This is a genomic window from Yoonia sp. 208BN28-4 (genome assembly GCF_037543925.1).
Lineage (GTDB): Bacteria > Pseudomonadota > Alphaproteobacteria > Rhodobacterales > Rhodobacteraceae > Yoonia.
Genome location: NZ_JBBIFY010000001.1, coordinates 136,375 through 148,657 on the forward strand (window position 1 = coordinate 136,375; position 12,283 = coordinate 148,657).

Here is a 12,283-nt window from a genome sequence, read left to right on the forward strand (position 1 = left end):
AAACCGCAGGGCGATGGTCTATTTCATACTCAAACGACTGGTTCAGTCGGTGTTTGTGATGCTGGCCGTCGCCCTGCTTGCGTTTTCGCTGTTCCGGTTTGTGGGTGACCCTGTCAGCCAGATGACCGGCGTGGAAACCACGGTCGAGGATCAGGAGCGCCTGCGCGAAGAGCTTGGGCTGAACGATCCGTTCCCGATCCAGTTTTACCGTTTTGCCACAGATATGCTGCAAGGCGATTTCGGCTTTTCCTATCGCACGCGTCAGCCAGTGTCCGAGATGATTGTCACCCGTATCCCTGCCACGCTTGAGCTTGGGATTGTGGCGCTTATCATTTCGTTGATCATCGGCATTCCGGCGGGGGTCTATACCGCGCTCAGGCCCCGTGGGGCGCTGACGCAGGCGTTGCTTTTGACGACCTTGGTTGGTGTGTCGATCCCCACCTTTGTCATCGGTATCATGCTGATCTTCTTCTTTGGTGTGCAACTGGGCTGGCTGCCTACGTTCGGGCGCGGTGGCACAGTTGATCTTGGTGTCTGGACGACATCATTTCTGACGGTTGACGGCCTGCGCTCTCTTATCCTGCCTGCGATCACGTTGGGCGTTTATCAACTGACCCTTACCATGCGCCTTGTCCGCGCCGAGATGATGGAGGTCATGCGTTCGGATTATATCCGTTTCGCCACGGCGCGCGGCATCCCCTATCGCCAGCTTTATTACCAACACGCGCTGGCCAATACGATGATCCCCGTGATCACGATCATCGGTTTGCAGTTCGGCGGCGTCATTGCCTTTTCCATCGTCACGGAAAGCGTGTTCCAGTGGCCGGGGATGGGGTTGCTGTTTCTTGAATCCATCCGCTTTGTCGATATTCCGGTGATGAGCGTTTATCTTGTCGTCATCGCGTTTTTCTTTGTGCTGGTGAACATGGCGGTGGACCTGCTCTACCTTGCCATTGATCCGCGCCTGCGCGTGAAGGAGGCGGCGTAATGTTGGCCCGCATTTGGGATAGCGACGGGGTTTACGCCTTCCGCCACAGCCCTGCTGCGATCATCGCGGCGATTGTGGCCATCCTCGTGATCGGGGGCGCAGTTTTCGCCCCGTGGATCGCGCGGACGGACCCCTATGATCTGTCCAGTTTCAACCTGCTGGATGGTCTGTTGCCGCCCGTCTGGGAATCCGGTAGCGACCCGCGCTTTTTGCTGGGCACCGATGATCAGGGCCGCGATATGGTATCGTCCATTTTGTACGGTGCCCGCCTGTCCCTGATGATCGGTCTGTCGGCCATGGCGATTGCAACCGTGCTTGGCGTGACGCTTGGACTGGCAGCGGGCTATTACGGCGGCAAGTTTGATGCTGTTGTGATGCGCATCGCTGATGTGCAACTGGCCCTACCCGCGATCCTGACGGCATTGCTGATTGACGGGATTGCGCGGGGGATTCTGCCGCCGGACCAACAGGAAAACCTGCGCGTTGTGGTGTTGACGATTGCAATCGCGCTGTCGCTTTGGGTCAACTTTGCGCGGACCGCGCGCGCCTCGACCTTTGTGGAGCGTAACAAGGAATACGTGCAAGCCGCGATGATCATGGGCCAGCACCCGCTGCGCGTTATGTTCTGGCATATCCTGCCCAACATCCTTGGGCCGCTTCTGGTGATCATGACAGTTGATCTTGCCAGCGCGATCCTGCTGGAAGCCACGCTATCGTTCCTTGGTATCGGCCTGCCCGCTGACAGCCCGTCGCTTGGCACGTTGATCCGCATCGGCATGGGCTTTCTGTTTTCCGGCGAATGGTGGATTTTGTGGGTGCCGGCGCTGTTTCTTGTCGCACTTGTCGTGTCGATCAACATTCTTGGCGACTTCCTGCGCGACGTCTTTAACCCAAGGCTGCGCTGATGCTGGACGTGAAAACCCTCACCGTCAAATTCCCGTCCCGCCACGGTGATTTCACCGCAATTGAAGGCGTGGATATCGCCGTTCAAAAGGGCGAAATCCACGGCCTCGTCGGGGAAAGCGGCGCTGGCAAATCCACCATCGGCGCCGCCATCATCGGTCTTTTGCAACCGCCCGGTTTTGTCGCTGACGGCACGATGATGCTGGATGACACCGACCTGCGCAGCCTTACGCGGGATGAGGCGCACGCCGTGCGCGGTGACCGGATTTCGATGATTTTCCAAGACCCGCAAACGTCACTGAACCCGCTGATGACGGTTGAGGATCAGTTGATCGAAACAATCCAAGCCCATATCGATGTCAGCACCTCTGCTGCACGCAAGCGCGCCGTTGATCTGTTGGAAGAGATCGGGATCAAGAACGCCTCTGACCGCCTGACGGCCTATCCGCACCAGTTTTCGGGGGGCATGCGCCAACGTGTTGTCATCGCTTTGGCCCTTTGCACCGACCCCGATCTGATCATCGCGGACGAACCCACAACCGCGCTTGATGTGGCCGTGCAGTCCCAGGTTCTCGCGCTGATCCGCCGCCTTGCTGATACGCGCGGGATAGGCTTTATCCTGATCACGCACGACATTGGCGTCATTGCGCAGGTGACAGACAAAGTGACCGTTTTGCGCGGCGGCAAGGTGATGGAAAGCGGTGTCACGGATAAGGTCCTCGGCTCTCCCGATCACCCCTATACCAAGGCGCTGATGGCCGCTGTCCCGCGTCTTGATAAAAAGCTCGACCGGTTTCGCGTGCCGGAAGAAGATATCAATGCAGCGCCAGCGATTACCCAAGGCATCGACGCCGAAGACTGGTTGATGCGCGGCATGCAAGAGGACCCGATTGGCCTGCAAGTGCGCGATCTGACGGTGAAGTTTGCGGGCCAGCGCACCAGCCTTTTTCACAAACCCGATCCTTATGTGGCGCTCGACAATGTGAATATGCACGTCCGCCCCGGCACCGTCATGGGTCTGGTCGGTGAAAGCGGGTCAGGTAAATCAACGCTCGCCAAGGCGATCACAGGTCTGGTGCACCCATCATCAGGCGAGGTGGTCCTTGGCGACCGGACCCTGCCACCCGCCAAACAGCGTGCCCGCGATGACCCCGCACGGCGCATCATCCAGATGGTGTTCCAAGACCCTTACTCATCGCTGAACTCCCGCCACCGCATCGGTGACATTCTGGCAGAGCCGCTGGCGCTTTACGGTTTGGAAGACGACAAGGCCAAACGCCGCGCGCTGGCCGCTGCGATGCTGGAACTGGTTGAAATGGAGCCCACAGCGATTGACCGCTATCCGCACCAGTTTTCAGGCGGTCAGCGTCAGCGCATTGCTGTCGCCCGTGGCTTGCTGGCCCGTCCGCGGTTCCTGATCTGTGACGAGCCCACCAGTGCGCTGGATGTGTCCATTCAGGCGCAGGTTCTGAACCTGCTCAAGGACCTGCAAGCCAAGTTCAATCTGACCATCCTGTTCATTAGCCACAACCTTGCTGTGGTCCGGCAAATGTCTGACGATGTAACAGTGCTGCGCAACGGCAGGATCGAAGAGGCTGGCGCGTCAGAGCCGTTCTTTGACGCCCCTCAAGCTGCCTATAGCAAAGAGCTGTTATCGCTCACACCGGGGCTGCCTTACTGATCCGATAGCCGGTGCTGCACCGGATCAAGCCCGTCAATCTGACCGTCCATCACGTCACCCGCCACAACAGGCCCGACACCGGCGGGCGTGCCTGTAAGGATCATGTCACCGGCTTGCAGGTGATAATACCGCGACAGATGGCTGATGATCTCGGCAACGGACCACACCATATCATCAAGCGTCGCATCCTGCTTGGTGTCACCATTGACCGCCAGCTGAATGCGCCGCCCGGCCAGATCATCCAAATCGGCTGCTTTTGTGATAGGTGCGATCACTGCACCGTTTTCGATATCCTTCCCCAGATCCCACGGGCGGCGGTTGTCCTTGCCGTCCTGCTGTCGGTCACGCCGCGTCATATCCAGCGCACAGGCATAGCCATAAACGACGGCCATCGCGTCATCGGTGCTGATCTCGAAGGCATCACCGCCCAGCGCCACGGCAAGCTCCATCTCGTAATGAAAGTTCGACGTGCCGGGTGGATATGGCACCGTCTGGCCAGAGGCACAAACAGCCGTGGCGGATTTCATAAAATACCATGGCGCTTCGCGATCCACTTCGCCGCCCATTTCAGCGGCATGTGCCGCATAGTTGCGCCCGACGCAGAACACACGGTTCACCGGAAACTGCGCGCTTTCCCCTTTCACAGGGACCGAACTGGGGGCTTGGGGCGGAAAGATGTAATCCATGGTCTGTGGTCCTGATAAATCGCGTTGCCCTAGCCTATCACTGCATAACGTCAGACTGCGACATGGAAATTTCGCAAACCGACTTGATCCGCGCGGGCGGCCCTGACAGCCTGCCCCAAGCAGAACATGAAAGGCCGCACCCATGACCGGAGAAAACCTGACCCATTGGGACGAACGCGTTGATCTGGCCGCCGCGTTTCGCTGGACCGCACGGCTGAACATGCACGAGGCCGTGGCCAATCACTTCTCGCTGGCTATCAACGACGATGGCACGCGGTTTTTGATGAACCCCAACCAGATGCATTTCTCGCGTATCCGCGCCAGCGATATGATTGTGGTTGATGCCAACGATCCCGATACGCTGAAGGGACCTGACGCGCCTGACCCGACCGCTTGGGGCCTGCATGGCGGGTTGCACCGCCTTGTGCCGCACGCGCGTTGCGCGATGCATGTTCATTCTGTTTTCGCCACCGTGCTGGCGTCATTGCAGGACAGTCGCTTGCCGCCGATCGATCAGAACTGCTGCACGTTCTTCAACCGCTACGTGATCGACGACGGCTATGGCGGGCTGGCGTTCGAGGATGAAGGTGCGCGCTGTGCCGCGCAATTCACCGACCCCAAAAAGAAGGTGATGGTCATGGGCAATCACGGCGTGCTGATCATCGGCGATACGGTCGCGGATACGTTCAACCGCCTTTATTACTTCGAGCGCGCCGCAGAGACATACATCCGCGCTCTGCAAACCGGCCAGCCACTGCGCGTGCTGTCCGATGATGTGGCAGAGAAAACCGCAGCCGAGCTTGAAACCTATCCCGAACAAGCGACCAAGCATTTTGACGAACTCAAACTCTTGCTGGACGCTGAAAACAGCGACTACGCACATTAGGACACGCGCATGATTTACGGCCTGACTGACGAACACCAGATGATTGCCGACACCGTGCGGAGTTTCGTTGAAAAAGAAATCTATCCGCACGAAGAGCTGGTCGAGCGGACAGGTGAGGTCCCCGCCGAGATCGCGCAAGAGATCAAACAAAAGACGATTGATCTGGGGTTCTACGCCTGCAATTTTCCCGACAGCGTTGGCTGTGCCGGTCTCAACCATGTCGAATTTGCGCTGGTCGAGCGCGAACTGGGGCGCGGCTCCATGGCGCTGACCCATTTCTTCGGGCGTCCACAAAACATTCTGATGGCCTGTGAAGGCGAACAGATTGATCGCTATCTGATGCCCGCCGTGCGGGGTGAAAAGATGGATGCGCTGGCGATGACAGAACCCGGTGCCGGATCAGACGTCCGCGGAATGAAATGCACAGCGGTGCGTGACGGCGGTGACTGGGTCGTCAACGGAACCAAGCATTTCATTTCCGGCGCGGAACATGCCGATTTTATCATCGTGTTCATCGCCACGGGGGAGGACGACACGCCGCGCGGTCCCAAGAAACGGATCACCGCGTTTCTGGTCGATCGCGGCACAAAGGGTTTTACGATCCGCGACGGATATAAATCTGTCAGCCATCGCGGCTACAAGAACATGATCCTCGAATTTGATGACTGCCGCCTGCCCGATGCACAGGTCTTGGGCGAGGTTGATAGCGGCTTTGAGGTGATGAATACGTGGCTTTATGCGACCCGCATCACCGTCGCCGCCATGTCAGTGGGCCGCGCGCGGCGGGTATTCGATTACGCGCTGAACTACGCCGCCGAACGCGAACAGTTCGGACAAAAGATTGGCAAGTTTCAGGGTGTCAGTTTTCAACTGGCCGACATGATTACCGAGATTGACGCCGCCGATCTGTTGACGCTTGCCAGCGCAGACCGGCTCGACAAAGGTGTGCCCGCCAACCGCGAGATCGCCTCTGCCAAGCTATATGCTTCCGAAATGCTGGCGCGTGTCACCGATGCAGCCATTCAAGTGCACGGCGGCATGGGGCTGATGGACGATTACCCGCTGGAACGGTTCTGGCGCGATGCGCGGGTCGAACGCATCTGGGACGGCACATCGGAAATCCAGCGGCACATCATCAGTCGCGATCTGCTGCGGGCCTTGGGGGCCTGATCGGATGGTCCTGCGGATAGGCGCTCTCCCCGACCAATCACAGGGCGTGGGCATGTGATGCGGGACCTGTCACGCCTTCTGCGCCCTGCAAGCATTGCGATCATCGGCGGGGGCGCGTGGTGTCATGCCGTGGTCCAGCAGCTGGAGAAAGCCGGCTTTTCCGGCGATGTGTATCGCGTGCATCCAAGTGGCGACGGTGGCGCCTTTGCCAGCGTTGCGGACCTGCCCCAAGCCCCTGATGCCGCATTTGTCGGCGTAAACCGCGATGCAACGCTGGACGTCATTGCAGACCTCTCAGCGAAAGGTGCAGGCGGGGCGGTTTGTTTCGCGTCCGGGTTTGCCGAAGTGGCGGACGGGCAAGACCGCAATGCGGCGCTTTTGCAGGCCGCTGGCGACATGCCGATCCTTGGTCCGAACTGTTACGGCTTCATCAACGCATTGGACGGCGCACTGCTCTGGCCCGACCAGCACGGCTGTGTGCCGTGCGACCGTGGCGTGGCAATCCTGACCCAGTCATCCAACATCGCGATTAATCTGACCATGCAGGCGCGCGGCCTGCCTTTGGCGTATGTGTTTACATGCGGCAATCAGGCGCAAACCACGCAGGCTGAGATCGCCATGGCATTGCTGGACGACCCGCGTGTCACCGCCATCGGGTTGCATGTCGAAGGGTTCGGCGATCTGGCACAGTGGCAGGCATTTGCCCGCGCCGCCCATGCCAAAGGCGTGCGGGTTGTGCTGTTGAAAGTAGGCACATCGCTGGAGGCGCAGCAGGCCACCGTGTCGCACACCGCGTCTTTGGCAGGGAGCGACGCAGGCGCACGCGCGCTGATGGCAAGGTTCGGGTTTGCCACTGTTGCCGATCTGGATGATCTGATTGAGACCTTGAAAATCTTGCACGTCGCAGGGCCGCTTGCGTCCAACCGCATCGCGACCATCAGTTGTTCCGGCGGAGAAGCATCGCTTGCCGCCGATATCGCGGCCCCGTTGGGCCTCGTCTTTCCTCCGCTGACCGACAGACAAACCGCGGCCCTGTCAGATGCGCTGGGGCCCAAGGTCGCGCTTGCGAACCCGCTGGATTATCACACCTACATCTGGCGTGACACCACCGCGATGACACACGCGTTTTCCGCCATGCTTGATCCTGATCTTGCGCTTGTCGCGCTGATCGTCGATTTCCCGCGCAAGGACCGTTGCGACCCTACCGATTGGCGCTGCGTCATAGATGCCGCTCTGGCGATGGCGCAACGCGGTGGCCCTGTCGCCGTGATCGCAAGCCTGCCGGAACTGATGCCCGAAGACGTGGCCGAAGAACTAATGGCTGGCGGAGTAATCCCGCTGAACGGCCTGGGATGCGGATTGCGCGCCGTGGCTGCGGCGGCTCTTTGCGCCCCCGTCGATCTGTCGCTCGATCTTGTGACCGGTCCGGCTGCACATGACACCATCACACTGACCGAAGCTGGGGCCAAGCACGCATTGGCTGAACATGGTCTTGCAGTCCCGCGTCATACGCAAATCGGCCAGATAACCGAAGTTGCAAATCTGGAGATGCACTATCCCGTTGTGCTGAAGGCCGAAGGGGTCGCGCATAAATCTGACCGCGGTGGTGTTGCGCTGAACCTCATGTCAGAGGCCGAGATCATCGTGGCGGCGCATAACATGGATGCTGACCGCTTTCTTATCGAAGAGATGATCCCCGATCCGGTGGCAGAGCTTCTTGTCGGTGTGACCCATGATCCGGCCCACGGTCTTGTCCTGACCGTTGGCGCGGGCGGGGTCCTGACCGAGCTGTTGTCCGATACGCAGTCACTGCTCTTGCCAGCCAGCGCCGACAGCGTGCGACGCGCCCTATCGCATCTGAAATGCTATCGCATTTTGCAAGGGTTTCGGGGCAAGCCTGCCGCCGATATCGATGCAATCATTGCGGCGATCATGGTGATCACCGGCTATGCCCTTGCCAATGCCGACACCGTGCAAGAGGTTGAAGTGAACCCGCTTATCTGCACAGCGAAAAACGCGATTGCCGCTGATGCCCTGATCAGGAAAAACCGATGACCGATATCCAAAGCCCTGTTCATACCCGCAGAAATGGCGCCGTGCTTGAGGTCACGCTTGACCGGCCAAAGGCCAATGCGATTGATCTGGAAACCAGCCGCATGATGGGCGAGGTCTTTGCCGGTTTCCGCGATGATCCCGATCTGCGCGTGGCCATCATTACGGGTGCGGGGGAAAAGTTCTTTTGCCCCGGATGGGATTTGAAGGCGGCCAATGACGGCGATGCGGTGGACGGCGACTATGGCGTGGGGGGCTTTGGTGGCCTGCAAGAATTGCGCGGTATGAACAAGCCGGTGATCGCAGCCGTGAATGGCATCTGCTGTGGTGGCGGGCTGGAACTGGCGCTGTCGGCTGACATTATTCTGGCGGCAGATCATGCGACATTTGCCCTGCCGGAAATCCGCTCTGGTACCGTGGCCGATGCCGCGTCTGTCAAACTACCCAAACGTATCCCCTACCACATCGCGATGGAGCTTTTGCTGACGGGTCGCTGGTTCGATGCGACCGAGGCGCACGGCTGGGGCATCGTGAACCATATCCATCCCGCCGCTGATCTGATGACCCAAGCGCGCGCGATGGCCGATCTTATCGCGTCGGGTCCGCCGCTTGTGTATGCCGCAATCAAAGAGATCGTGCGCGATGCCGAGGACGCCAAATTTCAGGACGCCATGAACCGGATCACCAAGCGGCAATTGCCAACCGTCGACGCACTTTATGCCAGCGAAGACCAGCTTGAAGGCGCGCGCGCCTTTGCCGAAAAGCGTGATCCGGTCTGGAAAGGGCGCTAAGGCCCGCAAGCACCCGTCAGGTCACGCGGAAAATCATCAGCCTTGCCACATCATCGCGATGGGCTGCGTCCGCGCGGTCATCATAGATGCGCACGTCCTTGAATGTCAGATCGCTGATCCGGTCCGACAAATCCTCCAAAAGCTTGGCGAAACCCGCGCTTTCGAAATGGGCCAGATTGACGGAAATTACCATCAGCGCGTTGGACTGCGCCGCGTCTAACAAAGACAGCACACCCTCCGGCCCTACATGGCCCAGCGTAAAGGTGCCCGCACTGACGATCCCGCTATAGGTCTGCGCCTCGGGCAACGGCTTGGTCACGTCAGCCTCGATCAGGTTGGCGTAATGCCCTTTGATCTTGGCTACGGCCAGCATCTTGCCGGACAGATCAAGCCCGTCGATAGGCCCTATATTCAAACCCTCAAGATGCGTCGCAACAAGGCCCGTGCCAGCGCCCACGTCCAGCACCGGCCCTGCACCGCCTGCCCCGACAAACGCCAGCGCAACTTCGCGCGCCAACTGATAGCCTTGCTGTTCGGCAAAGCCGATATCGTAGCTGGGCGCCCAGTTTTCATATAGCGCCTTGGCTTCGTCGCGCGTTTGCATCGCATAGGCGCGATCAAGGTCGGGATTCTGTGTCATAGATTATAGCTAGCACGGGGCTTGCGCATCTGTCTTGCCTCAAGCACCTATATCACATGGAAAAAACACTGCTTTCATTCGGTCACGGATACTCCGCCCGCGCCCTCGCCCGCCTGCTGCCCGACGATTGGCGCGTGATCGGCACCACGCGGTCCGAGGATAAAGCCGTGGCGCTGATGCAGGCAGGCACAGAACCGCGGATATGGCCCGGCGCGGATATGATCCCCGCGCTAGACGCCGCGACCCATCTTTTGCTGTCAGCAGCACCCGACGAAAACGGCGACCCAGTGCTGGCAGCGCTGCATGATGAAATCACCGCGCGTGCGGGACAATTCACTTGGGTCGGCTATCTGTCCACGACCGGCGTTTACGGCGATCATCAGGGCGACTGGGTGGATGAAAGCACCCCGCTGACGCCTGCCACCAAACGCGGCATCGCGCGGGTGCAGGCCGAGGCTGCGTGGTCCGCCATCCCCGATCTGCCTCTGCACATCTTTCGCCTTGCGGGCATCTACGGCCCCGGTCGCGGCCCCTTTGCCAAGGTCCGCAACGGCACAGCACGGCGCATCATTAAGCAGGGCCAAGTCTTCAGCCGCACCCATGTGGCCGACATCGCCCGCGTGCTGATGGCCTCAATCAATCGCCCCAATCCGGGTGCGGCCTACAACGTCTGCGACAACGACCCCGCCCCGCCCGAGGACGTCATTGCTTATGCTGCTGAATTGCTTGGCTTGCCCGTGCCAGAGGCCGAGGATTTTGCCACCGCCGACATGACCCCCATGGCCCGCAGCTTCTATGCCGAAAGCAAAAAGGTGCGGAATGACCGCATCAAGGACGAACTGCGGGTAGAGCTGCTTTACCCCGATTACCGCAGCGGGCTTAAGGCGCTTCTGGCGCAGGATTTATCTTCCTGAACGCCCACGCGATCCCCGCAAAGACCAGCAGCAGCACAACAGCCGTGGCAAAGTTCACGCCGTAAAACACCATCCGCCCGTTTAGCGCGAGATCGTTGAGAAACGGATAGGGCAGACCGGATGTGACCTCACCCATCGGGCTGTCGTTGAACCGCTGCACCAGCAATTCGCCCCACAGAATATATGTCCCGATAATGCCAAACAGCCATGCCAGCGGCGCGGTCAGGCGCCGGTAGCTGCGATGCACAAAGATCGTGTCGATGATCTGCAAGGCAGGCCCAAGCCCGTGCAAGTACATCTCAAGGTAAAACTGCCCCAGCTCTCCGTCGCGCGTCACCGATGTGGGGTCCGCGAAATAAAGCCGCCAATACAGGAATACGACCATCGCATTCACGACAGCTACGGCGCAAACAAATCCGTCCCACCGGCGTTCACTTCGGTCTTCGACCAAGGCCATCATGCGGCTTGCCGCAAAGAATGACAGGATCAGCGCCCAGATCGTCAGATATCGAAACGGCCCGCCAAATTCCGAGAAGTTCCCAAAGATCAGCGTGCGAACGCAGTAAAATGCAGCCAGTAAGAAGACGATCCAGCGAAAAATGCGCACAGGTGCTGTCATGGTGTTTTCCTTTGTGTCGCGCCAACTAAAGCGCCACTTGCGCAACCCCGCCAGATTTACCTTGCGTCGCGCAACCTGCTTGCTCTTGGCGCAGCGTCACCCCATATGTCGCCTATTCGCCTGAAGGCCGCAGATATGACACTTCGCACCCGTATTTCAGATTTCCTTGCCCGTCCGTGGGTAAACCGTTTCATCATTGGCGTGATCCTGTTCAACGCCGTGATCCTTGGCTTGGAAACATCAGACACCGTGATGGCCACCTACGGTCCGCTGATCCTGCTGCTGGACACGCTCTGCCTTGCGATTTTCACCGCCGAGATTGCGCTTAAGCTCTTTGCGCATGGTTTCCGGTTTTTCCGCAACGGCTGGAACATCTTTGATTTTGTGATCGTCGGCGTCGCGTTGCTGCCCTTCACGCAAGGTGTATCGGTCTTGCGGGCTTTGCGCATCCTGCGGGTGCTGCGGGTCATATCAGTCGCCCCGTCCCTGCGCCGCGTGGTCGAGGGTTTCATCACCGCACTGCCCGGCATGGGGTCGGTGTTCGTGCTGATGGGGATCATCTTCTACATCGGCGCTGTCATCACGACCAAGCTGTTCGGTGACGCGTTTCCCGAATGGTTCGGCACGCTGGCGCGGTCGGGCTATTCGCTGTTCCAGATCATGACGCTGGAAAGCTGGTCCATGGGCATCGTCCGTCCCGTGATGGAAGCATATCCCTATGCTTGGGCCTTCTTCATCCCGTTCATTATGGTCACGACCTTCGCCGTGGTGAACCTGCTGGTCGGTCTGATCGTGAACTCCATGCAAGACGCCCATCACGAGGAAACCAACGCCGCCACAGACGAATACCGCGATGAAGTCCTCGCCAAACTGATCGAGATCGAACGCAGGCTAGATACACGCGACGGCAAATAGCTTCATTTGGCCAAAACACCTCCCGCCGGAGGCTCCCA

12 protein-coding genes are annotated in these 12,283 nt (G+C 59.3%); 9 read left to right on the plus strand and 3 right to left on the minus strand.

The genetic code is table 11. The annotated features are described in order from the left end of the window. The first annotated feature begins 13 nt into the window (after positions 1–13). From V8J84_RS00710 to V8J84_RS00720, 3 genes are read left to right on the plus strand one after another with little or no spacing between them, the layout of a single operon-like run. Complete coding sequence (locus tag V8J84_RS00710; protein ID WP_339927597.1) at positions 14–988, plus strand: ABC transporter permease; 975 nt, start codon at positions 14–16, stop codon at positions 986–988. Next, complete coding sequence (locus V8J84_RS00715; protein WP_339927598.1) at positions 988–1,893, plus strand: ABC transporter permease; 906 nt, start codon at positions 988–990, stop codon at positions 1,891–1,893. The genes V8J84_RS00710 and V8J84_RS00715 overlap by 1 nt, the downstream gene beginning before the upstream one ends. Next, positions 1,893–3,572, plus strand: coding sequence for an ABC transporter ATP-binding protein (locus V8J84_RS00720; protein ID WP_339927600.1), 1,680 nt, complete (start codon positions 1,893–1,895; stop codon positions 3,570–3,572). Before V8J84_RS00715 ends, V8J84_RS00720 begins: the two co-directional genes overlap by 1 nt. Here the strand turns inward: V8J84_RS00720 and V8J84_RS00725 are convergent. Then, positions 3,566–4,258: a fumarylacetoacetate hydrolase family protein gene (locus V8J84_RS00725; RefSeq protein WP_339927602.1), complete on the minus strand. Its 693-nt coding sequence runs from the start codon at positions 4,256–4,258 to the stop codon at positions 3,566–3,568. The two genes, V8J84_RS00720 and V8J84_RS00725, sit on opposite strands and share 7 nt — an antisense overlap. A gap of 142 nt (positions 4,259–4,400) precedes the next feature. Between V8J84_RS00725 and V8J84_RS00730 the strand changes: the two genes are divergently transcribed. From V8J84_RS00730 to V8J84_RS00745, 4 genes are read left to right on the plus strand one after another with little or no spacing between them, the layout of a single operon-like run. Next, positions 4,401–5,144: a class II aldolase and adducin N-terminal domain-containing protein gene (locus V8J84_RS00730; protein WP_339927604.1), complete on the plus strand. Its 744-nt coding sequence runs from the start codon at positions 4,401–4,403 to the stop codon at positions 5,142–5,144. Positions 5,145–5,153: 9 nt separating this feature from the next. Beyond that, on the plus strand, positions 5,154–6,314 hold the full coding sequence (locus V8J84_RS00735) for an acyl-CoA dehydrogenase family protein (RefSeq protein ID WP_339927606.1): 1,161 nt from the start codon (positions 5,154–5,156) through the stop codon (positions 6,312–6,314). Between the two features lie 57 nt (positions 6,315–6,371). Continuing rightward, complete coding sequence (locus V8J84_RS00740; RefSeq protein ID WP_339927608.1) at positions 6,372–8,369, plus strand: acetate--CoA ligase family protein; 1,998 nt, start codon at positions 6,372–6,374, stop codon at positions 8,367–8,369. Beyond that, positions 8,366–9,157 (plus strand): carnitinyl-CoA dehydratase, encoded by a 792-nt coding sequence (locus tag V8J84_RS00745; protein ID WP_339927610.1) that lies wholly within the window; start codon positions 8,366–8,368, stop codon positions 9,155–9,157. The genes V8J84_RS00740 and V8J84_RS00745 overlap by 4 nt, the downstream gene beginning before the upstream one ends. Before the next feature lie 16 nt (positions 9,158–9,173). Here the strand turns inward: V8J84_RS00745 and V8J84_RS00750 are convergent, their stop codons facing one another. Next, on the minus strand, positions 9,174–9,797 hold the full coding sequence (locus V8J84_RS00750) for a class I SAM-dependent DNA methyltransferase (RefSeq protein ID WP_339927612.1): 624 nt from the start codon (positions 9,795–9,797) through the stop codon (positions 9,174–9,176). A 56-nt stretch (positions 9,798–9,853) separates the two neighbouring features. Here V8J84_RS00750 and V8J84_RS00755 point away from each other — a divergent pair, with 56 nt between their 5' ends. Continuing rightward, positions 9,854–10,711 (plus strand): SDR family oxidoreductase, encoded by an 858-nt coding sequence (locus tag V8J84_RS00755; protein ID WP_339927613.1) that lies wholly within the window; start codon positions 9,854–9,856, stop codon positions 10,709–10,711. Here V8J84_RS00755 and V8J84_RS00760 read toward each other — a convergent pair. Further along, positions 10,677–11,330 carry a hypothetical protein gene (locus tag V8J84_RS00760; protein ID WP_339927614.1) on the minus strand — a complete coding sequence of 218 codons (654 nt, stop codon included), beginning with the start codon at positions 11,328–11,330 and terminating at the stop codon, positions 10,677–10,679. The two genes, V8J84_RS00755 and V8J84_RS00760, sit on opposite strands and share 35 nt — an antisense overlap. 135 nt (positions 11,331–11,465) lie before the next feature. Here V8J84_RS00760 and V8J84_RS00765 point away from each other — a divergent pair, with 135 nt between their 5' ends. After that, the gene (locus V8J84_RS00765; RefSeq protein WP_339927615.1) at positions 11,466–12,245 is read left to right on the plus strand and encodes an ion transporter; all 780 of its coding nucleotides are present in this window, start codon (positions 11,466–11,468) and stop codon (positions 12,243–12,245) included. Positions 12,246–12,283 lie beyond the last annotated feature (38 nt).

What these genes read in the sequence shown, in the direction of transcription:
- V8J84_RS00745 (WP_339927610.1), top strand. Translation starts at nt 8,366, where the DNA reads ATGACCGATATCCAAAGCCCTGTTCATACCCGCAGAAATGGCGCCGTG.
- V8J84_RS00725 (WP_339927602.1), bottom strand. Translation starts at nt 4,258, where the DNA reads ATGGATTACATCTTTCCGCCCCAAGCCCCCAGTTCGGTCCCTGTGAAA.
- V8J84_RS00755 (WP_339927613.1), top strand. Translation starts at nt 9,854, where the DNA reads ATGGAAAAAACACTGCTTTCATTCGGTCACGGATACTCCGCCCGCGCC.
- V8J84_RS00765 (WP_339927615.1), top strand. Translation starts at nt 11,466, where the DNA reads ATGACACTTCGCACCCGTATTTCAGATTTCCTTGCCCGTCCGTGGGTA.
- V8J84_RS00715 (WP_339927598.1), top strand. Translation starts at nt 988, where the DNA reads ATGTTGGCCCGCATTTGGGATAGCGACGGGGTTTACGCCTTCCGCCAC.
- V8J84_RS00720 (WP_339927600.1), top strand. Translation starts at nt 1,893, where the DNA reads ATGCTGGACGTGAAAACCCTCACCGTCAAATTCCCGTCCCGCCACGGT.
- V8J84_RS00735 (WP_339927606.1), top strand. Translation starts at nt 5,154, where the DNA reads ATGATTTACGGCCTGACTGACGAACACCAGATGATTGCCGACACCGTG.
- V8J84_RS00730 (WP_339927604.1), top strand. Translation starts at nt 4,401, where the DNA reads ATGACCGGAGAAAACCTGACCCATTGGGACGAACGCGTTGATCTGGCC.
- V8J84_RS00760 (WP_339927614.1), bottom strand. Translation starts at nt 11,330, where the DNA reads ATGACAGCACCTGTGCGCATTTTTCGCTGGATCGTCTTCTTACTGGCT.
- V8J84_RS00710 (WP_339927597.1), top strand. Translation starts at nt 14, where the DNA reads ATGGTCTATTTCATACTCAAACGACTGGTTCAGTCGGTGTTTGTGATG.
- V8J84_RS00740 (WP_339927608.1), top strand. Translation starts at nt 6,372, where the DNA reads ATGCGGGACCTGTCACGCCTTCTGCGCCCTGCAAGCATTGCGATCATC.
- V8J84_RS00750 (WP_339927612.1), bottom strand. Translation starts at nt 9,797, where the DNA reads ATGACACAGAATCCCGACCTTGATCGCGCCTATGCGATGCAAACGCGC.